We start from the raw sequence: 24,361 nt of genomic DNA on the forward strand, positions 1-24,361 counted from the left end.
CGCACGATGCACGCACAACGCACGCACGACGTACCGAGAACGGAGAACAGTCATGGCCCAAGCCGCAGCCGTGGCGAAACCGCCAGCGCCACCCCGGCGGCGACGTGCCTCCGCGACGCCGCGCAGGCTCCCGTATCTGCTGATCGCGCCGGCCGCCCTGCTCATGCTGGGCTTCATCGCCTACCCGGTGATCAGCGTCTTCTACTACAGCCTGCAGCACTTCAACCCCACCAAGCCCTGGCGCAACGGCTTCGCGGGTTTCGACAACTTCACGCACGCCTTCACCGACGACCCCCAGTTCTGGGACACGCTGATCTTCAGCGGGAAGTGGGTCGTCGTCGAGGTCGGCCTGCAGCTGATGTTCGGTCTGGCGCTCGCGCTCATCGTCAACCAGACCTTCGTGGGGCGGTCGATCGGCCGCGCGCTGGTCTTCTCGCCCTGGGCCGTGTCGGGCGTACTGACCTCCGCGATCTGGGTGCTGCTCTACAACTCCCAGACAGGCATCACCCGTTACCTCGCCGATGCGGGCATCGGGACGTACGGCACGAGCTGGCTCTCGGACACCTCCACCGTGTTCCCGGCGGCGATCGTCGCCGACCTGTGGCGAGGCGTGCCCTTCTTCGCGATCCTCATCCTCGCCGACCTCCAGTCCGTGTCGAAGGACCTGTACGAGGCCGCCGAGGTCGACGGGGCCAGCCGGATCAAGCAGTTCTGGCACATCACGCTGCCGCACCTCAAGGACGCCATCGTCCTGTCCACGCTGCTGCGCGCGGTCTGGGAGTTCAACAACGTCGACCTGCTCTACACCCTCACCGGCGGCGGACCGGCCGGCGAGACCACGACACTCCCGCTCTACATCGCCAACACCAGCGTCGACGCCCACAACTTCGGCTACGCCTCCGCCCTGACCACGGTCGCGTTCGTGATCCTGTTCTTCTTCTCGATCGTCTACCTGCGGCTGAGCAAGTTCGGAGGGGAGAACAAGTGATCACCAAGGAAGCCACCGTGATCGTGCCCACGCCCGTGGACGACATCCCCGAGCCGCCGCGCCCGCACAGGAAGCAGCGCCGCGCCTGGGACGAGGCCCCGCGCTGGCAGATCTACCTCCCCCTCGGCATCTACCTCGTCTTCACCCTCATCCCTTTCTACTGGATCCTCCTCTTCGCCCTGCGCCCCGCCGGTTCGACGTCACTCGTCCCCTGGCCGATGACCCTCGACCACTTCGAGAAGGTGTGGACCGAGCGGGCCTTCGGCACGTACTTCGAGAACAGCATCCTCGTCGGCGTCGCCACGCTGGTGATGACGACGCTCGTCGCCCTCGCCGGCGGCTACGCCCTCGCCCGCTTCGACTTCAAGGTCAAGCGCGCGTTCATGCTGGCCCTGCTCTGCTCCCAATTCGTGCCGGGCGCACTGCTGTTGGTGCCGCTGTTCCAGATCTTCGCCGAACTCCAGATGATCAACTCGCTGGGCAGCGTCATCATCGCCGAGACGGTCTTCCAGCTCCCGCTGTCGATGATCCTCATCAGCGGCTTCATCAAGAACGTGCCGTACTCGCTGGAGGAGGCCGCCTGGGTCGACGGCTGCAACCGGTTCACCGCGTTCCGGGTCGTCGTACTCCCGTTGCTGCGGCCCGGGTTGATCGCCGTCGGTTCCTTCGCCTTCGTGCACTCCTGGAACCACTTCCTGTTCGCCCTGATGTTCCTCAGCGACCAGGGCAAGCAGACCATCCCGGTCGGCCTCAACACCCTGATGAGCGCGGACAGCGTCGACCTGGGCGCCCTCGCGGCGGGCGGCATCATCGCCGCCGTACCCGTGGTGATCGTCTTCGCCTTCATCCAGAAGTGGCTGATCACCGGCTTCAGCGCGGGGGCGGTGAAGGGATGAGACGCCTTCTTCAAGTCACGTCCGTAGTCGCCCTGTTGGGTGCGGTGCTCAGTACGCCCGCCGGTGCCGACGCCCGTGACCTCGGCCGCGACACCCTCCCCGCGAACGACGGCTGGGCCGCCGCCGACGGTGGTACGACTGGCGGTGCGGCTGCCGACGACGCGCACGTGTTCACCGTACGCAGCCGCAGCGAACTCGTCCGCGCCCTCGACGGCGGCAGCGCCACCCCGAAGATCATCCGTGTTGTGGGTGCCATTGATGCCAACACCGCCGACGACGGCGGGAAGTTGGGCTGCGGGGACTACGCGGACGGGACCGGGTACAGCGTGCGGAAGTACCTCGCCGCGTACGATCCGCGCACCTGGGGTTCCGCCAAACCGAGCGGGGCGCAGGAGGAGGCCCGGCAGGTCGCGGCGGGGCGGCAGGCCGAGCGGGTCGTGCTGGCCGTCGGGTCCAACACGACCATCGTCGGGCTCGGTTCGAGTGCCGTCCTCAAGGGTGCGAGCCTCCAGGTCAAGAACGCGGACAACGTGATCGTCCGCAACCTCGAACTCCGCGACGCCTACGACTGCTTCCCCGTCTGGCAGCCCAACTCCGGTGGTCTGGGCGACTGGAAGACGGCGTACGACACCATCTGGCTGAACGGCGCCACCCATGTCTGGGTCGACCACGTCACCGCCTCAGACAAGGGGCACGCCGACGCCGACGAGCCCACCCACTTCGCCCGCAACTACCTGCGCCACGACGGCCTGTTGGACATCACCAACGGCTCCGACCTGGTCACCGTCTCCTGGAGCCGGTTCGCCGACCACGACAAGGCGATGCTCATCGGCAGCGGGGACACGGCCACCGGCGACCGTGGGAAGCTCCGCGTCACCCTGCACCACAACGAGTTCCGTTCGGTCACGCAGCGCGCCCCGCGCGTCCGCTTCGGGCAGGTGCACGTCTACAACAACCGCTATCTGATCGACCACGGCGACGACTACCGCTACTCGCTCGGCGTCTCCACCGAGTCCGCCGTGTATGCCGAGAACAACGCCTTCACCACCCCGGGGCACGTCGAGGCCGCCGACCTGGTCAAGAGCTGGAACGGCAGCGCCCTGCACCAGACCGGCACCCTCTTCAACGGCTTCCCCGTCGATCTTCTGACCATCTACAACGCCTACAACTCGGGCAGCGAGCGCGACCTCACGGCCGACGTCGGCTGGACGCCTACCCTGCACACAAAGATCGACAGCGCCGACACGGCCGACCGAGAGGTGGCACGCGGCGCGGGCGCAGGGAGGCTTACATGAACACGACACGGCTGACCGTATCGACGGCTGCTTCGTCGCAGGCCGCACCGGTTCCGGTACCGGTTCCGGTGGTGCTCGCGGGAGCGCGCGGGCACGGCCACTGGCATCTCGCGAACATCCGCCGGCTCCAGGACAAGGGCCTCGTACGGCTGGCAGGCGTCTGCGAGCTGACCCCGCTGACCGACGAGGAGCTGGACGGCCTCGGCACGCCCGAGCAGTCCGCCGACTTCGGTGCGCTCCTCGACTCCACCGGCGCCGCCATCGCCGTGATCTGCACGCCGATCCCCACCCACACCGACCTCGCGCTCATCGCCGCCGCCAAGGGCGTGCACCTGCTCCTTGAGAAGCCGCCGGCGCCGTCGTACGCGGAGTTCCGCCGGATGGCCGACGGGGTCGCGGCGGCCGGGGTCGCCTGCCAGATCGGGTTCCAGTCGCTGGGCTCGCACGCCCTGCCCGCGATCCGGGAAATGGTCGCCGAGGGCGCCATCGGCACGGTGACCGGCGTCGGCGGGGCGGGCGCATGGGCGCGCGACGAGGCGTACTACCGGCGCGCGCCCTGGGCGGGCAAGCGCAGGCTGAACGGCGTGGACGTCATCGACGGCGCCCTCACCAACCCGCTCGCGCACGCCGTCGCCACCGGGCTCGCCCTCGGCGGCAGCACCCGCGCCGAGGACGTCACCGGCATCGAGACCGAGCTGCTGCGCGCCAACGACATCGAGTCCGACGACACCTCGTGCGTCCGCGTCAGCACGGCGAACGGCGTCCCGGTCACCGTCGCCGCCACCCTGTGCGCCGAACACCCGGGCGACCCGTACGTCCTCGTGCACGGCACCAGCGGCCGGATCACCTTCTGGTACAAGCAGGACCGCGTGCTCCTCCAGCGCTCGGGCCACGGCCCGGAGGAGTACGAGTACGGCAGCACCGACCTGCTGGAGAACCTCGTCGACCATCTCACCGAGGGCGCCGAGCTGCTCGTCGAGCCCGACGTGACGGGCGCTTTCATGCGGGTCGTCGAGGCGATCCGGCAGGCCCCCGACCCGGCCGAACTCCCGTCGGACGCCTGGGAGTTCGCGCCCGGTGCGGACGGGAGCGTGCGCCGCCGGGTGGTCACCGGCATCGACGGACTCGTCGCTGCCGCCGCCGACACCCTCTCCCTCTACTCCGAGCTGGGCGCCCCCTGGGCACCCCCGAAAGAGGTGAGCACCTGATGACCCAGCTGAACCAGATGCCCAACGAGTCGCTGGTCCTGCGGGCCGCCGGCCGCCCGGTCGGCCGCTACACCGGCCGGCCGGAGCTGCCGCTCCGCCACGCGCCCCGCCCGTATCTGCACCCCGTCACCACCCTGGCCGGCACCGCGGTCACGGAACTCAGCCCCGCCGACCACACCCACCACCTCGGCGTCGGTGTCGCCATACCCGACGTCGAGGGGCACAACTTCTGGGGCGGGCGCACCTATGTACGCGACCAGGGCCCGACCGAGCTGGACAACCACGGCGCACAGCGGCACATCGCCTACCAGCTCCGCGACCCCGACGGCTTCGTCGAGGAACTGCGCTGGATGGTCGGCGGCGGTGAACTGCTGCGCGAGCGCCGTACGGTCGCCGCCACCGAACTGACCAGCGCCGCCTGGGCGTTGGACTTCACCTTCTCCCTCACCAACACCACCTCCGCCCCGCTCTCCATCGGTAGCCCGGCGACGAACGGCCGCCCGGGAGCGGCCTACGGCGGCTTCTTCTGGCGGGCGCGGAAGGAGGCCACGGCCCCCGACGTCTTCACGGCCTCGACGGAGGGCGAGTCGGCGGTCCACGGCATCCGCGCCGACTGGCTCGCCCTGGCCGGCGCCACCTGGACGCTCGTCTTCGCCGGGGCCACCGAACAGACGCGCCGCGACCCGTGGTTCGTCCGCGCGGAGGAGTACCCGGGGGTCGGCTCGTCCCTCGCGTCCGACGAACGGCTGCCGATCGGGCCGGGCGAAACCGCCGTACGCCGGATCGTCACCGTCGTCGCCGACGGGCGGCTCGACCGGGGCGAGGCCGCGGCTCTCGTACGCAAGGCGGTGAGCCCGTGATCACCGGTGCCGATCTGGGCGACGGAACCTACCGCAACCCGGTCCTGAACGCCGACTGGTCCGACCCGGACGTCGTCCGCGTCGGCGACGACTTCTACCTCACGGCCTCCAGCTTCGGCCGGGCGCCCGGCCTGCCCCTCCTGCACTCCCGGGACCTCGTCAACTGGACCCTCGTCGGCCATGCCCTCGAACGCCTGCGACCGGCCGACGAGTTCAGGGTCCCGCGCCACGACTGCGGTGTCTGGGCACCCTCGTTGAGGTACCACGACGACCGCTTCTGGATCTTCTGGGGCGACCCCGACCACGGCATCTTCCAGGTCAACTCCCCGGAGATACGCGGACCTTGGACCCTCCCGCACCTCGTCAAGGAGGGCAAGGGACTCATCGACGCGTGTCCGCTGTGGGACGAGGAGACCGGCGAGGCGTATCTCGTGCACGCCTGGGCCAAGTCCCGGTCGGGCGTGAAGAACCGGCTCACCGGCCACCGAATGCACCCCGAGGGCACGGGAGTTCTGGACGAGGGCAAGGTGATCGTCGACGGCGACCGCATCCCCGGCTGGTTCACCATCGAGGGCCCCAAGCTCTACCGGCACGACGGCTGGTTCTGGATCCTGGCGCCCGCCGGGGGAGTGGAGACCGGCTGGCAGGGCGCCTTACGCTCCCGCGACTTCTTCGGACCGTACGAGGAGCGGATCGTCCTGGAGCAGGGGGACACCGACGTCAACGGACCCCACCAGGGCGGCTGGGTGCGCACGCCGACCGGCGAGGACTGGTTCCTCCACTTCCAGCAGCGCGGCCCGTACGGCCGGGTCGTGCACCTCCAGCCGATGCGCTGGGACAGCGCGGATGACGGCTGGCCTGTCGTGGGTGATTCCGGCAGCCCCGTCGCCGTACACCGCAAGCCCGATCTGCCCGTGCAGCCGCCCGCCGCGCCCGCCACCGACGACGACTTCCCCGGCGGACGGTACGGCCGCCAGTGGCAGTGGACGGCCAATCCGCAGGACGGCTGGGCCACCCAGCACTCGGGCGACGGGCTGAGACTGAGCTGCGTACGCCGGTCCGACGCCCACGACCTGCGGAAACTCCCGAACGTCCTCACCCAGCGGCTGCCCGGCATCGAGTGTGTCGTCGAGGTGGAGCTACGGCTCGACAGCGAGGAGCCGGGGGCCCGGGCCGGGCTCGCCGTGCTGGGGGACTCCTTCGGCTGGATCGGCCTGGAACGGGCGGACGACGGGACGGTCCGGCTCGTCCACCGGTTCGCGGAGTCGGTCGCCGAGCGCGAGCGGGACGCCGACCGGCCGAGGGTGGCTCCGGAAGGGCGGGTCCGGCTGCGGATCGCGATCGGGGCGGGGGCGCGCTGCCGGTTCTCGTACGACCTCGGGGACGGGGCTGGGGGCGGGGACGGCTGGGAGTCGTCCGGGCCGGTGTTCGCGGCGACCCCCTGGCGCTGGGTCGGCGCCCTGCTCGGGCTGTTCGCGGTCGCGCCCGTCGGCGGGGGACATGCCGGCGCGGCCACGTTCACGCGGTTCAGGGTGGTTCCGACTTCTTGACTCCTTTGTAACTCGCCTTATTCGTATGCCTGTTGGGAGCCGCAATGACGCACTTCCCTAGCAAGCGCTTGCCCGGCGTGTGGAGAACCTTGGCCGCGGTCGTGGGCCTGCTGGCCGCCCTTGTCGTGGGGGTGGCCGGAGAGACACAGGCCGCCGCCTCCAACTCGGCGCCCGTCACTCCCCGTTGGACAGATCAGCCGCACGGCTTCGCCTCACTCGACGGTGGCACCTCCGGCGGCGCGGGCGGCAAGGTCGTGACGGTCACCGACCAGGCCTCGCTGGTGAGGTACGCGGCGGCCGAGGAGCCGTACGTCATCCGGGTCGCGGGCTCGATCGCCGTGGCGCCCTTCGGAGCGGACGTCGTCGTCGCCTCGGACAAGACGATCATCGGCGTCGGCGACACCGGTGAGATCGTCCACGGAGAGCTGCACCTCAACCCCGGTACCAGCAACGTCATCATCCGCAATCTGACGATCCGTGACTCGTACGTCGAGGGCGACTGGGACGGCAAGACGACCGACTTCGACGCCATCCAGATGGACACCGTCGACCACGTCTGGATCGACCACAACCGCTTCACGCACATGGGCGACGGGCTGCTCGACATCCGCAAGGACAGCCAGTACATCACCGTCTCCAACAATCAGTTCGCCAACCACAACAAGGCGTTCGGCATCGGCTGGACGTCGAACGTGCTGACGCAGATCACCATCGACCACAACTGGTTCACGGGCACGAAGCAGCGCAACCCGTCCGCCGACAACTGCGCCTACGCGCACCTCTACAACAACTACGTGTCGGCGCAGGTCACCGACGGCGATCCCGTCTGGACGTACGGCAACTGGTCGCGCGGCAGGACCAAGATGGTCATCGAGAACAGCTACTACGACGGGGTCCAGCACCCCTACCAGGCCGACGCCACCGCCGAGTTGGTGCAGCGCGGGTCGATCCTGAAGAACGTCAGCGGACGCCAGGATGCCTGGGGCACCGCCTTCGAGCCGCGCGACTTCTACGCCTACCGTCTTGACCCGGCCGCCGCCGTACCCGCGCTGGTCAAGCGCTTCTCCGGGCCGCAGCGGCGGATCGGCGACGCGGTGACTCTCCACGTTCCCGCCGACTACCCGACCGTCCAGGCCGCCGTCGACGCCGTGCCCGACGGGAACACGGGCCCGGTCACCATCGCCGTCGCGCCGGGCACGTACCGCGCGAAGGTCCTCATCCCGGCAGGCAAGCCGAACATCCTGCTCCAAGGGACGGGTCGCAGTCGCTCCGACACCGTCATCGTCTACGACACGCCTGCCGCGTACGGCGGTTCGACGGGGAGTGCGACGGTCCGGATCGCCGCGAACGACGTCACCGCCCGCAACCTCACCTTCAGCAACGACTTCGACGAGGCCGCGGTCGAGCTGAACGGCGAGCAGGCCCTGGCCATGAAGACGACCGGCGACCGGATCGTCTTCGACAACACCGCCTTCCTCGGCAACCAGGACACCCTGATGACCGACAGCCCCAAGCTGGACGTGATCAGCCGGGTCTATGTCCGCGACTCGTACATCGAGGGCGACGTCGACTTCATCTACGGGCGCGCGACGACCGTCATCGAGCGGTCGGTGATCCGCGCGCTGAGCAGGGGCTCCGCCACCAACAACGGCTACATCACGGCCGCTTCGACCTGGACGGGCAATCCGTACGGGTTCCTGATCACCCGCTCCAAGGTCGTGAGCGACGCGCCTGCCGACTCCTTCCATCTCGGCCGGCCCTGGCACCCGGGCGGTGAGCCGAACGCCGTGGCCCAAGTCCTGTTCCGGGACACCGAGTTGCCCGCCGCGGTCAAGGCCTCGCCGTGGACCGACATGAGCGGCTTCTCGTGGCGCGATGCGCGCTTCGCCGAGTACCGGTCGTACGGGCCCGGTGCGCAAGTGACGGTCGATCGGCCGCAGTTGAGCGCGAGCGACGCCGCTTCGCTCACTGTCGCCGACTATCTGCGCGGTACCGATGGCTGGGCTCCGTACGCCCGCCGCTGACCCCCCCCCACAACTTCACAGTTCCGTCTGACCCAGAAGAGATCCAGAAGTGATCCAGAAGAGAGAGTGCCGACCAATGAAGATCAGCATCCGCAGAAGCAGGCGCGCGGCCATCGCGGTCGCCCTGGGATCCGTGCTCGCGCTGACCGCCACCGCCTGCGGCGACGACGGCAGCGGAGCGGGCGGGGACAAGGGCAACGAGGGCTCGGGCAAGGGCGAGATCACCTTCTGGGACAACAACGGCGGTGTGCGAACCGACGTCTGGAAGGAGATCATCGCCGACTTCGAGTCGGCCAACCCCGACATCAAGGTCAAGTACGTCGGGATACCGTCCGAGAGCATCCAGTCCAAGTACGACACCGCGATCCAGGGCGGTGGCCTGCCCGACGTCGGCGGGGTCGGCGCGGCCATGCTCGCCGGTATCGCCGCCCAGAACGCCCTGGAGCCGCTGGACGACCGGCTCGCGAGCAGTTCGCTGAACGGCAAGCTGACCCCGGGCATGATCGACAGCGTGCGCAGTGCGGGCGGCGGCGACGAGCTGTTCACCGTCCCGACCTCCGCGAACAACGGCACGCTCTGGTACCGCACCGACCTGTTCGAGGCGGCGAAGCTGGAGGCGCCGACGACCTGGTCGAAGTTCTACGCCGCCGCCGACAAGCTCACCGACGCGGACAAGAACAAGTTCGGTTACACCATTCGCGGCGGTGAGGGGTCGATCGCCCAGGCGCTCGACGCGATGTACGGGCAGTCAGGCATCACGTCCTTCTGGAACGCCGAGAAAACCACCGTCAACGATCCGAAGAACGTGGCGGCGCTGGAGAAGTACGCCGCGCTGTACAAGGAGGACACTCCGTCCGCCGACGTCAACAACGACTTCAAGAAGATGGTCGCCCAGTGGGACAGCGGCGACATCGGCATGCTGAGCCACAACCTCGGTTCCTATCAGGACCACCTGAAGGCGCTGGACGGCAAGTTCCGGGGAATTCCGAACCCGACGCAGGACGACGGGACGCGGGTCCAGGTCTCCAACCCCGTTGACGGGCTTGGTCTGTTCAAGTCCAGCAAGAACAAGACGGCCTCGTGGAAGTTCATCGAGTTCGCGGTCTCGCACGCGTCGAACAGCAAGTGGAACGAGTCGGCCGGCGCCATTCCGTCCAACACGGAGGCGGCGAAGGATCCGTGGATCCAGTCCGCCGAGGCGACGAAGCTGGCGGCTGAGTCGTTGAACAGCGGCACGATCAAGATCGTGCAGTTGCCGTACTACCTGCCTGACTGGAACACGATCTCGAAGGCGGACAATGAGCCGAACTTCCAGAAGGTGTTGTTGAAGAAGATGAGTGCGAAGGAATTCTTGGACACGTTGGCTGATCAGCTGAACGCTGCGCAGGCTGAGTGGAACGAGCAGATGGGCTAGGGATCGTTCTTGTTCGTTGCTGGCTGCGGGCTCGTCGTGGCTGGTTGCGCAGTTCCCCGCGCCCCTGAAAGCAAAAGACGGGGCGCGGGGGTTCCATCCCCTCCTTGAAAGGCACATGGTCGTGTCTCTTAGCCGTCGACAAGTCACCTCCGCCGCTCTTGCCGCCGTGCCTGTGGCTGCTCCTTCCTTGAGGAGTTCTCCACGTGTACGCACCCTCTACATCGCCGGGGATTCCACCGCCGCCCAGAAATATGCTGATGCCGCGCCCGAGACCGGGTGGGGAATGGCGCTGCCCTTCTTTCTTGGGAAGGGGATCGGTGTTGCCAATCATGCGGTGAACGGGCGTAGTTCGAAGAGTTTCTTCGATGAAGGGCGGCTTGACGCCATTCTCGATGTCATCGCACCCGGTGACTTCCTGCTCATTCAGTTCGGGCACAACGACGAGAAGATCGCCGATCCCGTGCGGTACACCGAGCCCTGGACGACGTACCAGGACTATCTGCGGCTGTACGTCGACGGGGCGCGGGCCCGTGGGGCGCGGCCGGTGCTCGCCACCTCCGTCGAGCGGAGAAAGTTCGACGCGGGCGGCAACGCGCTGCCGACCCACGGCGACTACCCGGCGGCGATGCGGGCGCTCGCCGAGGAGGAGCACGTGGCGCTGCTCGACATCCAGGCGCTGTCGATCGCGCTCTGGCAGGAGTTGGGGGTCGAGGAGACGAAGAAGTACTTCAACTGGACCGAGATTGAGCAGGACAACACGCACTTCAATCCGCCGGGTGCCATCGCCGTGGCCCGGCTCGTCGCCGCCGGGCTGGTACGGCGTCGGGTGCTGGCGCACCGGGACGTGCGCCGCCTCGACGACGTGATCCCGGAGTCCTGGATCACCTGGCCCCCCGCCGCTGCTTGACCCGCTCAATCCGCTCAATCCGCTTCCCGGACCTCCCCCCATCACTTCCTCATCACTTCCTCCTGAAGGAGAGCCGCATCATGAACGTTCGTGGGTGTCATGATCATGCCAGCAAGAGGGTTGCTGTCCTGCTCGGCTGCACCGCCCTCGTCCTGACCGTCACCGGACCCGTCGCCGCCCAGGCCGCCGCCCCCGCCCGTGACCTCGGCCGGCAGACCCTCGCCGCCGGTGACGGCTGGGGCTCCGACGCCGGCGGTACGACCGGCGGTTCGGCCGCCGACGCCGAGCACGTCTACACCGTCACCACCTGGGCGGAGTTCAAGGCCGCGCTGAAGGACGGCGGCAGCGCACCCAAGATCATCAAGGTGAAGGGCATGATCGACGCCGTGTCCGAGGGCTGCGAGGCCTTCGTCACCGGCGGGTACGACCTCCAGCAGTACCTGAAGGACTACGACCCGGCCGTCTGGGGCAACGACGAGGTCGCCAGCGGGCCGCAGGAGGACGCGCGGGTCGCGTCCGCCGCCAAGCAGGACTCCGAGATCAAGGCCAACATCCCGAGCAACACCACCATCGTCGGCGTCGGCAGGAACTCCGGCATCCTCGGCGGCAGCCTCCAGATCAAAGCCGTCTCGAACGTCATCCTGCGCAACCTCACCATCGAGGCCCCGCTCGACTGCTTCCCGAAGTGGGACCCGACGGACGACAACAACACCGGCAACTGGAACTCCGAGTACGACGCCGTGGTCGTCTACGGCACCGACCACGTCTGGATCGACCACAACACCCTCAGCGACGGCCGCTACCCCGACAGCGAGCGGCCGAGCTACTTCGGCAAGGTCTTCCAGCAGCACGACGGGCTCACCGACATCGTGCGCGGCGCCAACTACGTGACCGTGTCCTGGAATTCGTTCAAGGACCACGACAAGAACATGCTGATCGGGAACAGCGACAGCACCGCGACCACCGACGCGGGCAAGCTCAAGGTCACCATGCACCACAACGAGTTCGACGGGATCCTCCAGCGCTCCCCGCGCGTGCGGTTCGGGCAGGTCGACGTCTACAACAACCACTACGTGGTGGCCGAGGAACAGGCGTCCGACTACTACCTCTTCGGCGTCGGCATCTCGTCCCAGCTGTACGCCAGCGACAACGCGATCTCGCTGCCGGCCGGCGCCAAGGTCGGCAAGGTGCTGAAGAAGTGGAACGAGTCCCCGCTCACCGCCGAGAACAACTACGTCAACGGCATGCAGACCGACCTGATCGCCGTCCACAACGCCGAGATCCCCGCCGAGACCCTCCAGTCGGGCGCGGGCTGGACGCCCACCCTCCGCACGAAGGTCGACTCACCGCGAACCGTGCCGTACGTCGTCAGCCGGGGTGCGGGCGCGGGCAAGGACTGCTGACCATGGCCGGCCCTCAACTGCCGCTCAGCAGACGCTCGTTCGTCGTCGCGAGCACTGGGGTCGCACTGGCCTCGGTCCTCGCGACCCCCGCCCGCGCGGCCGGCCGCACCCGCTTCGGCCGCTACGGCTCCCCGTCCCGCCGCCTCACCGCGCAGACCCTGTACGTCGACGCGGCAGGCACCGGCGACTTCACCACCGTCCAGGCCGCCGTTACGGCCGTGAGCGGCACCGGATTCACGCTGGTCGTCGCGCCCGGCGTCTACCGCGAGACCGTCGCCGTCGACGTCACCCGTACGGAACTGACCTGGATCGGCGCCTCCGAGAACCCGCGCGATGTCGTCATCGTCTACGACAACGCGGCCGGGACGCCGAAGCCCGGCGGCGGTACGTACGGCACCACCGGGTCCGCCACCACCCTCGTCCAGGCCGACGGTTTCACGGCCCGCTGGATCACCTTCGCCAACGACTGGCTGCGCGCCGACCATCCGGGATTCACCGGGACCCAGGCCGTCGCCATCAAGGTGCAGGGCGACCGTTCGGCGTTCCACCACTGCCGGTTCCTCGGCCACCAGGACACCCTGTACGCCGACTCGATGAACCGTGACGCGTACGCCCGCCAGTACTTCGCGCACTGCTACGCCGAAGGAGACGTCGACTTCGTCTTCGGCCGGGCCACCGCCGTGTACGAGCACTGCCACTTCCGCACCCTGAACCGCACCGACCTCACCGGCGCCCCCTACGGCTTCGTCCTCGCACCCTCCACCGTCGGCACCAACCCCCGCGGCTACCTGGTCACCGACAGCCGTGTGACGAGCGAATCCCCGGACGCCTACTACAAGTTGGCCCGCCCCTGGGTCCCCAGCTCCGACACCACCGCCCGTCCGATGCTCACCGTCCGGAACACCCACCTCGGCCCCGGCATCGACGCGGTCGCGCCCTACACCAACATGTCGGACACCTACCCGTGGCAGGCCCAGCGCTTCGCCGAGTACCGGAACACCGGTCCGGGCGCGGTGATCTCGGTACCGGAGAACCGGCCCCAACTCACCCCTGCCGAAGCCCAGTCGGCGACCCGCGAGGCCTACCTGGGCGACTGGACGCCGTGGCAGGGGCGGTGGTGCTGAGATGCGCCGACGTGCTCTGCTCACCGGATTCGCCGGAGGACTGATCGCCAGTGGTACGGCACCCGCGTTCGCGTCCGCCGCCCGCCGTGTCCTGCACGTCCGCCCCGGCGGGTCGGTCCAGGCGGCGGTGGACACGGTGGTGGCGAGGGGCGGAACCGGCTGGACGGTCGTCGTCCACCCGGGGACCTACCGCGAAGTCGTCAACATCCCCGCCCAGGCAGCCGAGTTGACCGTGCGCGGCGTCACCCCCGACCCGCGCGACACCGTCATCGTGTACGACAACGCCAACGGCACCCAGAAACCCGACGGTTCGGGCACCTACGGCACCGCCGGCTCCGCCACCTTCACCTCGGCGGCGCCCGGCCTGACCGTACGCGACCTGACCCTCGCCAACGACTGGCTGCGCGCCGACCACCCCGAGATCACCGGAACGCAGGCCGTCGCGGCCTATGTCACGGGCGACCGAACGCAGTTCACGCGCGTCCGGCTCCTCGCCCACCAGGACACCCTGTTCGCGGACACGACGGCACTGACCGCCTTCGACCGGCACTACTACCGCGACTGCTACATCGAGGGCGACGTCGACTTCGTCTTCGGACGGGCGCGGGCCGTCTTCGAGCACTGCCACTTCCACACCCTCGACCGGGACGTCGCCTTCAAGCCCGAGGGCATGGTCTTCGCCCCCGCCACGGCCCGCGCCAACCCGTACGGCTTCCTGGCCCTGCGCGGCCTGGTGACCTCGGGCGCGGAGGACGGCGCGTACAAGATCGCCCGGCCCTGGGTGCCGTCGTACGAGACAACCGCCTGGCCCTCGCTGGTCGTTCGGGACACCTGGCTCGGTCCGGGCATCGACGCGGTGACCCCGTACATCAACATGCGGGACGCCTACCCCTGGCAGACCATGCGCTTTCACGAGTACGGCAACTCCGGTCCGGGCGCGGTGATTTCGGTGCCCGAGAACCGGCCGCAACTGTCCGCCGCCGAGGCAGACGAACATACGCGGCGGACGTATCTCGGGGACTGGTGCCCCTAGCCACCCCACCTGCACAGGACGACGTCCTCACATGGCCGGACGCCGTCAGCTGTCCCCAACTCCCCTCCCGTTACGACGAAAGGACCCGCACGTCATGCGTCGTATCACTCGTTCCACCGGCGTCAAAAGCTCGCTCACCGCTCTCGCCGTCGCTACCGCCGGTGTCGGTCTCGCGGTGCTCCCCACCCCCGCCCAGGCCGCGACCGTGGTCGTCGACACTTCCGCCGAGCTGAGCAGTGCCATCTCCGGTGCGACCGCCGGGACCGTCATCCAGGTGCGCGCCGGGACGTACTACCCGACGGCCACCCTCCAGTCGACGGCCAACGGCACCTCCGCCAGCCGGATCTACCTCCAGCCGTACGGCTCGGAGACCGTCAAGATCGACGGGTCGAACCTGCCCGACGGCGACTGGATCTTCAAGCTGACCGCCGACTACTGGACCGTCTCCAACATCACCTTCCAGAACTCCCCGGACAGCGCGGTCGTCTGCCAGTCCTGCGCGTCGACGGTCTGGAGCAACATCAAGACCATCAACGGCGGCGACTCCGGCTTCACCCTCACCGGCGACAGCACCACCAACAACACGGTCAGGAACATCGACTCGTACGGCCACTACGACCCCGCCAACCACGGTGAGAACGCCGACGGCATCGCCGTGAAGTACGGCTCCGGCACCGGCAACCTCATCACCGGAGCCCGCCTCTACAACAACTCGGACGACGGGCTGGACTTCTGGTCCTTCTCGTCGCCCGTCACCGTCGAGCACACCTGGGCGATGGGCAACGGCAGGAACCGCTGGTCCGACTCGGCGTTCGCGGGCGACGGCAACGGCTACAAGCTGGGCGGGGACGGTGAGGTGGTCGCGCACGTCATCAACAACTCGGCCGCCTGGGACAACGCGGGCAACGGCTTCACTGAGAACAGCAACACCGGCGCCATCGTCATCAACCGCACCACCGCCTACGCCAACGCCAAGTGGGGCTACTACTTCGCCACCGGCGCGGCCAGGCTCGGCAAGAACCTCGCCGTCAGCAACACTTCGGGCTCGGTGAGCAAGGGCTCGTCGGTCGTCTCGGCCGGCAACAACTGGGACTCGGGGATATCGACCCCGTCCTTCGTGTCCACGAACGCGTCGACCACGTACAACTCCCGTGCGACGGACGGCACGTTGCCCGCGACGACGTTCCTCACGACGGGCAGCTCCACGATCGGGGCGACGATGAACTGACCGCCCGGTGACATGAGTTGAGGGGTGCGGCTCACAGCGAGCCGCACCCCTCACGTCCGTACCCCTGCGGGCTGTCGTTCGTCTCAGTCCCGGCGGATCAGTTCCGGATCGATCCGCCGACCCACCAGCGGAAGCGTTCCCGCGATCGCCACCGCCAGCACGCCCAGCGTGGCCGCGAGCAGCAGCGGTACGCCCGCGCCGTCCCAGAAGATCTGGCCGCCGCCGGTCACCAGATACGCGGACTCGGCCAACTTGCCCGCGACCAGGGCGAGCAGCAGGCCGACCGCGAGGGGCAGCACGACCTGGAGACACTGGACGGTCCGCAGGGTGCGTGCCCGGGCGCCGATCAGTGCGAGGGCCGTGACCTGCGGGCGGCGTTCGACGGCCCGGTCGGTGACCGAGACGAGGAACGCGGCCACCCCGATGACCAGCCCCATCACCATGCCCAGCGCGAGCAGCGTCTCGACCACCGTGATCTGCTGCAGCGCCTCGACGTTGACGCCGGTCGGGTCGACGTCGGCGGTCGGTGCGATGGCCCCGATCCGGTCCAGCACGGAACGTACGACCGACGGGGCCGAGCTGGAGGCCAGCACCAGTGTGGCGGACGCGGGTACCGCCCCGGCGGGGAGCCTGCCGGGCGGGACGATCAGCGACGCGTCGCCGACGTTCGTCACCTCCTGCCCGGTGTACAGGAGTTGGGCCTTCGGCACGGCGACCTTGAACGACGTGCGCCTGCCGTCCTTCTCCAGCGTGTACGTCGACGCGGTGAAGGGCGTGACCGGGGCGTTCGGGTCGGACATCGCCAGCACCTCGCCGTCCACACAGCCCTCCACCCGCCGTACCAGCGCCGCGAGTTGGGCACAGGTCGCGACCAGCGCATTGGCCTGGTCGTCGTCCGTGTCGCTCTGGAGGTCGTCGACATGGTTCATGACGAGTACGTCGGTGTCCACGCCCGGGATCTCGCGCAGCCGCCGCTGCTGGTCCGTGCTCAGCGCGGACAGCGACAGGCCGTACTCCTGCGTCGGCGAGTCACTGCGCGAGACCTGGTCCAGCTCGACCAGGACGCCCTGGGCGAGCGAGGCGCAGAACACCAGCAGGACAAGGCCGGTGACCACCCGCATCGCACTGCCCGGCTCGACCTCGTTGCGCCGCATGGCCAGATTGAGGGTGAGGTTGTCCGAGCGGGCGAGCCGCCTGGCGAGGGCGTACGAGAGGAGCGGCAGCGTCAGGACCAGGCCGAGGCCGGTCAGCAGCACCCCGGCCGGGACGAGGAGGGCGTTGACGCCGTCGCTCTGGGCGGGGTGTGCGGTGAGGCCGGTGGCGCAGTAGCCGGCGACCACGCCCAGGCCGGTGACCAGGAGCAGGGCGCCCCAGACACGGGGGGACCGGGGCGCTGCCGTACGGCGGGTGCTGAGCGGGTTGGTCGCCGCCGCGCGGGCGCTCGCCCGGCCGACGAACCAGGCCAGCGCCGGACAGCCCAGCAGACAGACGGCGACGGTGGACGCGGACAGGGCGCCGTCACCCGGATACCACTGGAGCCCCGGCAGACCCGTGCGGGCCATGACCTGGTTGAGCAGCCAGAACTCGCCCAGCCCGAGCACCGCGCCGAGCAGCGCCGCCACGACGGTCTCAGCCGCGTTGACCCGCTGGGTGCCCTTCGCGCTCAATCCGAGCAGGCGCAGGGCGGCGAGCCGGCGGTTGCGGCTGGCGGCGGAGAGCTTGGCGCACACGGAGAGGAAGACGCCGAGCGGCAGCAGGACCAGGCAGGCCAGGGTGAAGCGGATGATGTCGAGGGTGGAGGAGTCGACAGCCGTCGTGGGCGGATAGGCGGAGCCGAAGCTCCGCAAGGCCCGCGCGTCGGCGCCGATCGTGTCGCGGGCCGTACCGATGTAGGCGTACAGCTCGTTCGGGTCGGTCAGTCCGGCCGCGCCGATGACGCCCTTCTCCGTGCCGGGGAGCAGGCCCTTCAGCCCCGGTTCTCGGCGCAACTGGTCGTGCAGCGCGGGGGAGACGTACACCTCGCCGGGGGAGGGCAGCCGGCTCAGGCCGGGTGGCGGGGCCGGGGTGTCCTCGGTGCCCGGGGCGAGGAAGACACGGCCGAACGGCTTGGAGCCGTGCGGGTCCGAGCGCTGGAGGACCAGGGCGTGCCCACTGATTTTGGTGCCCCCCGGGTAGACCTGGGGTTCGCGGGCGGCGGCCCGGCCGTCGTAGGCGGCGAGGATCGCCGGGATCGTGAGCACGAGGGCGAGCGCGCAGACGCCGAGGGAGCCGCCCAGAGTCATCAGCAGGAACCGTACGCGGGTGCCGCGCCCGGACCCGAACAGCAGTCGCAGACCGAGCAGGAACTCCCTCATCCCGCCGCTCCCGTGGGGGTGAGGACTCCGTCGGCCATCGTGTAGCGGCTGTCGGCGCGGGCGGCCACCGCCGGATCGTGCGTGACCAGCAGGACGGCGGTGCCCTGCGAGCGGGCCAGGTCCAGGAACTCCTTGAGCACGGCACTGGCGTTGGCGCTGTCGAGGGCGCCCGTCGGCTCGTCCGCGAAGACCACGGCGGGCCTGTGCACGAGGGCACGGGCGACGGCGACGCGCTGACTCTGGCCGCCGGACACCTGGGAGGGCCGTCGTTCGCGCAGGTCGGCGATGCCCAGCCGGTCGAGGACCTCGGCGGCGGCCTTCAGCGCGGGACGCTTGCGTACGCCCGCGAGGCGCAGCGGCAGGGCAGTGTTCTCCTCGACGGTCAGCTCGGGCAGCAACTCGCCGTACTGGAAGACGAATCCGAAGCGTTCCCGGCGCAGGGCGCTGATCTCCTCGTCGTCGAGGTCGGCGAAGGCTCGCCCCTCGAACCGGATGCGCCCCCTGGCCGGTGGCAGCACCCCGGCGAGGCAGTAGAGCAGCGACGACTTGCCGGAACCGCTGGCTCCGGTGATCGCGGCGACCTCGCCCCTGGCGAGCGCGAGATGGGCGTCGCGCACGGCGGGCGTGTTGCCGTAGGAGAGGTCGACGCCGGTCGCGGACAGGACGGGCGTGTGGTCCGAGACGCCGGTCGGGTCGGGTGTGGTGGCGGTGCTGATGGTGTCCCCCGGGGAGCCGGAGGGCCCCGGCGGTGAGACCGGGGCCCAAGGTGTACTGCTCGTACTACTTGTGCTGCTGGTCTGGCATCAGCGCTTGTAGTGCTTGGTCACCGAGCAGTTGTCCGGGTGCAGCGAACCGCGGTCGCGGCAGGCTCGTATCCAGGCGTCGTCCGTGTGCAGGGCGGCGCCGTCGTAGCTCAGCTTGTCCAGTGCCACGGTCTTCTTCTGCTTGCCGTTGAACCGGCTCCAGCCGTATCCCTCGACCCGCACCTGCATGTAGACGTTGTTGCCGTCAGTCTTCGAGGCGTCCTGGAGCTTGCCCTTCCAGTGGAAGGCCCCCTTGTTCGTGCTCGACGGCTCGAACTTGTACTTGCCGTCGTAGAACTTGACCCCGCCGCTCTTCAGGGTGGGGATCGTCTTCCAGGCGGCAGCCGCCTGGACAGTTCCCGTTTCCTGACTTGCGGACGCGAACGCTGTCCCCATTCCTGTCAGAAAGAGCCCGGTCGCGAGCGCACTGACAGCCAGCTTTCGATTCACTTGTTTTCCTCCCGTTGTACCCCGTTGTCCCGATGTCACAAGCTTGATCATCGGGGATTTGGACACTAACACAGCTTTTCGGCAACGGAGTTGAAGATTTGATCAAGGGTGCTTCAAGCCTCCCTTGACCGTGTGCACCAGTTCGCACTCGCTACGCAAACCGTTCACGAATGATCCACGCAAAGGATGGAACCGGTCTTGCGCTCATGGGGGTGACGCGCGTAGAAACCTGTCATGCATAAGCCATTCCGCTTCGCGGCGCTCGCCGTTGTCTGTACCGTCGCGGGCGCCGCGCTGTACGGCACCGGCGCGGCCACCGCCGGCCAGTCCACGGCCAACTCCACCCACGAGCCCCACAACATCGGGCTGCTGGTCCAGGAGATCGACACCTACTACGGCACCACGCCCGACAGCGCCGGTGTCTACCAGGCCTCCGCCACCAGCCCGTACGCCAAGGACCTGGCGCGTATCGAGTCCGCGGCCAAGAAGGACATCGACAAGGCGGCGCGCAAGGCGCTGCACAAGGGGGAGAAGCCCGCGGTCGTCTTCGACATCGACGACACGCTGCTGCTCTCCCTCGACTACGAGAAGAAGACCAACTACACCTACAACTCGACCACTTGGGCCGAGTACGTGGCCAAGGCCGACCGCCCGGCCGTCTTCGGCACACCCGCCCTGGTCGCCTACGCCAAGGCCAAGGGCGTCGAGGTGTTCTACAACTCCGGTCTGAAGGAGTCGCAGCGCACGGCGGCCGTCGCCAACCTGAAGAAGGTCGGCGCCGACATCAACCTCGACGCCGACCACATGTTCCTCAAGGACGCGGCCAACCCGCCCGCCTACCTGAGCAGTTGTGCCACGGTCACCGCCTGGACCTGCACGACCGTGCAGTACAAGTCCGGCACCCGCAGGCACATCGAGAAGGACCTCGGGTACGAGATCATCGCCAACTTCGGCGACCAGTACTCGGACCTCGACGGCGGCTACGCCGACAAGACGTACAAGCTCCCGAACCCGACGTACTTCGTGAGCTGAGCCGAGTCGGGCTGTACCGGGTCGAGCTGAGCCGTCACCGGTTTCGTACGGGCCTGATCGACTCCAGGGTCGGTACGACCGGCAGGATCGTCCCGTCGGCCGCGAACCGCATACGGTCGATGGTGGTCTCCCGGTGCATGCCGTCACCGCCCGCCTTTCCGGGGCCGTTGAGGGCGAACCGGTGGTACACCATGTACCAGTCGTCGGTGCCGGGCACGTTCACCACCGAGTGGTGGCCGGTGGCCCTGATGCCGTACTCGGGGCGCTTGGACAGGATCGTCCCCCGCTTGGTCCACGGGCCGAGCGGGGACGGTCCGGTCGCGTAGGCGACGTGGTAGTCCTCGCTGCGGGTGTCGTCCTCGGACCACATGAAGTAGTACGTCCCCTGCCGCTTCACCACGAAGGACCCCTCACGGAAGTTGTCCGGGGTGATGTCCCGCACCTTCGCCGCGTCGAACGACACCATGTCGTCGTTGAGCGGCACGACGTATCCGTGCCCGTTGCCCCAGTAGAGATACGCCTGACCGTCGTCGTCCGTGAACACGGCCGGGTCGATCATCTGGCCGCTCAACTGCCCTTTCGCCACCAGAGGTTTGCCGAGCGCGTCCTTGAACGGGCCCGCCGGGGAGTCGGCCACCGCGACCCCGATCGCCTGCTCGGCGCAGAAGTAGAAGTAGTACTTGCCGTTCCTCTCGGCGATCGCCGGCGCCCAGGCGTTCTTGTCCGCCCAGGAGACGTCGGGACCCAGGTCGAGGATCACACCGTGGTCGGTCCAGTGGACCAGGTCCTTCGACGAGAACGCCTTGAACTGCGTGCCGCTCCAGCCCTGGAAGCCGTCGGTGGTCGGGTAGATCCAGTAACGGCCGTCCAGGTACTGGACGTCGGGGTCGGCGTACAGCCCCGGCAGGACCGGGCTGCGGGTGGGTACGGCTTCCACAGTCCAGGTGCGACTGGTCCCGTCCGCCGCCGTCACCGTGTACTTCTGCGGCTTGCGGAAGTCACGCCGCGTACCGGACGTCGGGCTCACCTTCGCGCCCTCGCCGACCCACAACTTCGGTGCCAGTCGGGCCAGTTCGGTGTCCGGCCGCATCGGCAGCACGACCTTGGCGGCGGCCTCCGTGACGACGGCGTACCCCTTCTGTCCACCGGCCGTCGCGTCCACGACGGACGTCGGGGTCTCCGGGTAGGCGGCCAGCAGCCGGTCGTACTCCGCCTGCGTCACCGGCATCACCGTGCCGTGCCGGGGGCTGGCGGGGAGCTGGTAGTTGGCGGACATCGTCCACCGGCCCGAGTCGAGGTCGGTGGTCTCGAAGGGGACGTACCCGCGACCGCCGTACTCGTCGATGAACAGGTACCACTTGTCCTCGGTGTTGGACTTGAAGACCGTCGGCCCCTCACCCCGGTCGATCGACCCGCTCCCGACGCAGTCGGCGACGAAGTCGTACGAGGTGTCGGTGAGCGAGGTCGACTTCTCCGCGGTGATGAACTTCGAGCAGGGGCTGGAGGAGGTGGGGTCCCGCTCGTCCTTCGTGTAGCGGTAGTAAGTCCCCTTGTGCTCCACGACAGTCGAGTCGATCACCGAGTAGCCGGGATCGTCCCAGACCTTCGGCTCGCTGAAGGTGCGGAAGTCCTTCGTCGTCGCGTACATCATCTTGTTGTACGTCGAGCCGGTGTGGTCCGGGTCGTCGTCGGCGTACAGCTTCGACGCCCAGAAGACGACGTACGAGCCGAGCTGCTCGTCGTAATAGGCCTCGGGCGCCCAGGTGTTGCCGGCCGAGTCGGGGGAGACCTTCACCAGGCGCTGGTCGGTCCAGTGGACCAGGTCGGTGGACTCCCACACCATGACGGACTTGCTGCCGTGGCGCTGGACGTAGTCCCAACTGCCGCTGCTGTTCTGGTACATGCGCAGGTCGGTCGCGATCATGTAGAACTTGTCGCCCTCGGGGGAGCGGATCACGAACGGATCGCGCAGCCCCTTCTCACCGGTGGTGGAGGTGAGGACCGGCTTGCCCGCGTTCAACTCCCGCCAGTGCAGCGGGTCGTTGCCACGGCTGAGGGCGTACCGGATCTGCTCGCCGTCGGCCGTGCCCTCACCGGTGAAGTAGGCGAAGAGATAACCGGCGTACTTCGGCGCCGACTTGGGCTCGGGCTGCTGCGCGTCTTGTTGCTTCTGCTGCGTCATGGGTGGTGCTCCTGAGGCGGCGGGGCTGGGTGGGGCGGCGAGCAGGGCGAGAAGAAGGGCTGCCAAGGGGATGAGGGGGTGCAGGAAGGTGCGGGCGAGGTGGGGGCGCATGACACATCCTGTGGGAGTCTGATGGTTTCTGTTGGGTGATGGTCCTCGGAGTCTCACCAGCAGGGGAGCGGCGCGTCAATCGGTGCGTACGAGGCCGGTGGTACCGAAAGTTTCGATCGCTTTCGTACGGACCACGGCAACCCTTTTCAGCCGGGCGGCAACAGGACAGCAGAGCCGGGTTGCGGCCCCACCTCATCGAGGCCGCAGCCCGGCTCCGTCCCCAGTCCTGAGGAAAGGAACGTTCCGTGCGCATCGGCACCGGTCGTCACCGCAGAACCCGCACCCTCTCCATCGCCGCCGCGGTGGCCCTCGCCTCCGGTGCGGGCGGCGTCTACCTGGGCCTCTCGCCCGACGGGGCCAACGCTGCCACCACCACGGTCACCGTCTCCAGCACCGCCCAGCTGGAGTCCGCGGTGAAGAACGCGGCGGCCGGTACGGTCATCCAGGTGCGCGCCGGCACGTACTACCCGACGGCCACCCTCAAGTCGACGGCGAACGGCACGAGTTCGGCCCGGATCACGCTCCAGGCGTACGGCGGCGAGAAGGTGAAGATCGACGGTTCCAAGCTGCCCGCCGGTTCCTGGCTGGCCGGGATCTACGGCGACTACTGGACCGTCCAGAACCTCACCTTCCAGAACTCCCCGGCCCAGGGCTTCGTGGTCACTTCATCGGTCGGCGGGATCTTCAAGAACCTGGTCACCGCGAGCAACGGCGACTCCGGCTTCACCCTGCGCGGCGACGGCACCACGGACAACCTCGTGCAGAACCTGGACAGTTACCTCAACTACGACCCCGCAGGCCACGGCCAGAACGCCGACGGCCTCGCCGTCAAGTTCGGCTCCGGGACGGGGAACAGGATCACCGGGGCGCGTCTCTACAACAACGCGGATGACGGGATGGACCTCTGGCAGTTCTCCACGCCCGTCACCATCGAGCACAGCTGGGCCTTCGGCAACGGCAAGAACCGCTGGAACGACTCCGCGTTCGAGGGCAACGGCAACGGGTTCAAGCTGGGCGGGGGAGGCGCCTCGGTCGCCCACGTCGTCAACAACAACGCGGCCTGGGACAACAACCTGCACGGGTTCACGGAGAACTCCAACACGGGCGCGATTGTGCTGAACCGGAACACGGCGTACGCCAATGCGCAGGCGGGGTTCTACTTCGCCACGGGCAAGGCGCGGTTGGCGCGGAACCTGGCGGTGAGCAACAAGGCGGGGTTGTCCAAGCTGGGTTCGTCCGCTGTGTCGGCGGCCAACAACTGGGACAGTGGCGTCTCGACTCCGGCGCTGAAGTCGACGGACGCGACTGCGGCGTACGGTGCTCGTCAGTCGAGCGGGTCGCTGCCGGCGACCACGTTCCTGACGTTGGACTCTACGGCGATCGGTTCGACGATGAACTGAGCGTGAAGGAGGGGTAGTTGGGTCGCTGTGGGCCCGGCTGTGGCTGGTCGCGCAGTTCCCCGCGCCCCTAGCGGGGCGCGAGCGCCCCAGCCAGCCCCG

At 68.6% G+C, this 24,361-nt stretch carries 19 protein-coding genes; 15 read left to right on the top strand and 4 right to left on the bottom strand.

The annotated features are described in order from the left end of the window. Positions 1–52: 52 nt before the first annotated feature. The 13 genes from ACWDR4_RS31700 to ACWDR4_RS31760 all read left to right on the top strand — a co-directional run bounded on the left by ACWDR4_RS31700 (position 53) and on the right by ACWDR4_RS31760 (position 15,930). Complete coding sequence (locus ACWDR4_RS31700; protein ID WP_450413548.1) at positions 53–988, top strand: carbohydrate ABC transporter permease; 936 nt, start codon at positions 53–55, stop codon at positions 986–988. Continuing rightward, the gene (locus tag ACWDR4_RS31705; RefSeq protein WP_450413549.1) at positions 985–1,884 is read left to right on the top strand and encodes a carbohydrate ABC transporter permease; all 900 of its coding nucleotides are present in this window, start codon (positions 985–987) and stop codon (positions 1,882–1,884) included. The genes ACWDR4_RS31700 and ACWDR4_RS31705 overlap by 4 nt, the downstream gene beginning before the upstream one ends. Further along, positions 1,881–3,179 carry a pectate lyase family protein gene (locus ACWDR4_RS31710; protein ID WP_450413550.1) on the top strand — a complete coding sequence of 433 codons (1,299 nt, stop codon included), beginning with the start codon at positions 1,881–1,883 and terminating at the stop codon, positions 3,177–3,179. The genes ACWDR4_RS31705 and ACWDR4_RS31710 overlap by 4 nt, the downstream gene beginning before the upstream one ends. Next, complete coding sequence (locus ACWDR4_RS31715) at positions 3,176–4,387, top strand: Gfo/Idh/MocA family protein (RefSeq protein WP_450413551.1); 1,212 nt, start codon at positions 3,176–3,178, stop codon at positions 4,385–4,387. Before ACWDR4_RS31710 ends, ACWDR4_RS31715 begins: the two co-directional genes overlap by 4 nt. Next, a complete protein-coding gene (locus tag ACWDR4_RS31720) occupies positions 4,387–5,247 on the top strand; it encodes a DUF6807 domain-containing protein (RefSeq protein WP_450413552.1) in 861 nt (286 codons plus the stop codon). The genes ACWDR4_RS31715 and ACWDR4_RS31720 overlap by 1 nt, the downstream gene beginning before the upstream one ends. Then, positions 5,244–6,797 carry a glycoside hydrolase family 43 protein gene (locus ACWDR4_RS31725; protein ID WP_450413553.1) on the top strand — a complete coding sequence of 518 codons (1,554 nt, stop codon included), beginning with the start codon at positions 5,244–5,246 and terminating at the stop codon, positions 6,795–6,797. The genes ACWDR4_RS31720 and ACWDR4_RS31725 overlap by 4 nt, the downstream gene beginning before the upstream one ends. A gap of 44 nt (positions 6,798–6,841) precedes the next feature. Beyond that, positions 6,842–8,821, top strand: a complete 1,980-nt coding sequence (locus tag ACWDR4_RS31730) for a pectinesterase family protein (RefSeq protein ID WP_450413554.1) — start codon at positions 6,842–6,844, stop codon at positions 8,819–8,821. Positions 8,822–8,897: 76 nt separating this feature from the next. Beyond that, positions 8,898–10,235: an ABC transporter substrate-binding protein gene (locus ACWDR4_RS31735; RefSeq protein WP_450413555.1), complete on the top strand. Its 1,338-nt coding sequence runs from the start codon at positions 8,898–8,900 to the stop codon at positions 10,233–10,235. Positions 10,236–10,356: 121 nt separating this feature from the next. Continuing rightward, positions 10,357–11,142: a rhamnogalacturonan acetylesterase gene (locus ACWDR4_RS31740; RefSeq protein WP_450413605.1), complete on the top strand. Its 786-nt coding sequence runs from the start codon at positions 10,357–10,359 to the stop codon at positions 11,140–11,142. A gap of 80 nt (positions 11,143–11,222) precedes the next feature. Further along, positions 11,223–12,545, top strand: a complete 1,323-nt coding sequence (locus ACWDR4_RS31745) for a pectate lyase family protein (protein ID WP_450413556.1) — start codon at positions 11,223–11,225, stop codon at positions 12,543–12,545. 2 nt (positions 12,546–12,547) lie between these two features. Beyond that, positions 12,548–13,669 (top strand): pectinesterase family protein, encoded by a 1,122-nt coding sequence (locus ACWDR4_RS31750; protein WP_450413557.1) that lies wholly within the window; start codon positions 12,548–12,550, stop codon positions 13,667–13,669. A gap of 1 nt (position 13,670) precedes the next feature. Further along, positions 13,671–14,702, top strand: coding sequence for a pectinesterase family protein (locus ACWDR4_RS31755; RefSeq protein ID WP_450413558.1), 1,032 nt, complete (start codon positions 13,671–13,673; stop codon positions 14,700–14,702). 94 nt (positions 14,703–14,796) lie between these two features. Further along, positions 14,797–15,930: a right-handed parallel beta-helix repeat-containing protein gene (locus tag ACWDR4_RS31760; RefSeq protein WP_450413559.1), complete on the top strand. Its 1,134-nt coding sequence runs from the start codon at positions 14,797–14,799 to the stop codon at positions 15,928–15,930. An 83-nt stretch (positions 15,931–16,013) separates the two neighbouring features. On the opposite strand, the gene ACWDR4_RS31765 is transcribed toward ACWDR4_RS31760, so the two are convergent. The 3 genes from ACWDR4_RS31765 to ACWDR4_RS31775 all read right to left on the bottom strand — a co-directional run bounded on the left by ACWDR4_RS31765 (position 16,014) and on the right by ACWDR4_RS31775 (position 19,483). Then, the gene (locus ACWDR4_RS31765; RefSeq protein ID WP_450413560.1) at positions 16,014–18,284 is read right to left on the bottom strand and encodes an ABC transporter permease; all 2,271 of its coding nucleotides are present in this window, start codon (positions 18,282–18,284) and stop codon (positions 16,014–16,016) included. After that, positions 18,281–18,901 carry an ABC transporter ATP-binding protein gene (locus ACWDR4_RS31770; protein WP_450413561.1) on the bottom strand — a complete coding sequence of 207 codons (621 nt, stop codon included), beginning with the start codon at positions 18,899–18,901 and terminating at the stop codon, positions 18,281–18,283. Before ACWDR4_RS31770 ends, ACWDR4_RS31765 begins: the two co-directional genes overlap by 4 nt. Before the next feature lie 186 nt (positions 18,902–19,087). After that, positions 19,088–19,483 carry a hypothetical protein gene (locus ACWDR4_RS31775; RefSeq protein WP_450413562.1) on the bottom strand — a complete coding sequence of 132 codons (396 nt, stop codon included), beginning with the start codon at positions 19,481–19,483 and terminating at the stop codon, positions 19,088–19,090. Positions 19,484–19,771: 288 nt separating this feature from the next. Between ACWDR4_RS31775 and ACWDR4_RS31780 the strand changes: the two genes are divergently transcribed. Next, positions 19,772–20,569, top strand: a complete 798-nt coding sequence (locus tag ACWDR4_RS31780; protein ID WP_450413563.1) for an HAD family acid phosphatase — start codon at positions 19,772–19,774, stop codon at positions 20,567–20,569. 34 nt (positions 20,570–20,603) lie between these two features. Here the strand turns inward: ACWDR4_RS31780 and ACWDR4_RS31785 are convergent, their stop codons facing one another. Then, positions 20,604–22,862 (bottom strand): family 43 glycosylhydrolase, encoded by a 2,259-nt coding sequence (locus ACWDR4_RS31785; protein ID WP_450413564.1) that lies wholly within the window; start codon positions 22,860–22,862, stop codon positions 20,604–20,606. 245 nt (positions 22,863–23,107) lie between these two features. Between ACWDR4_RS31785 and ACWDR4_RS31790 the strand changes: the two genes are divergently transcribed. Further along, the gene (locus ACWDR4_RS31790) at positions 23,108–24,262 is read left to right on the top strand and encodes a right-handed parallel beta-helix repeat-containing protein (RefSeq protein WP_450413565.1); all 1,155 of its coding nucleotides are present in this window, start codon (positions 23,108–23,110) and stop codon (positions 24,260–24,262) included. The last annotated feature ends 99 nt before the right edge of the window (positions 24,263–24,361 follow it).

The sequence above is a fragment of the Streptomyces sp. NPDC000878 genome (genome assembly GCF_053599695.1).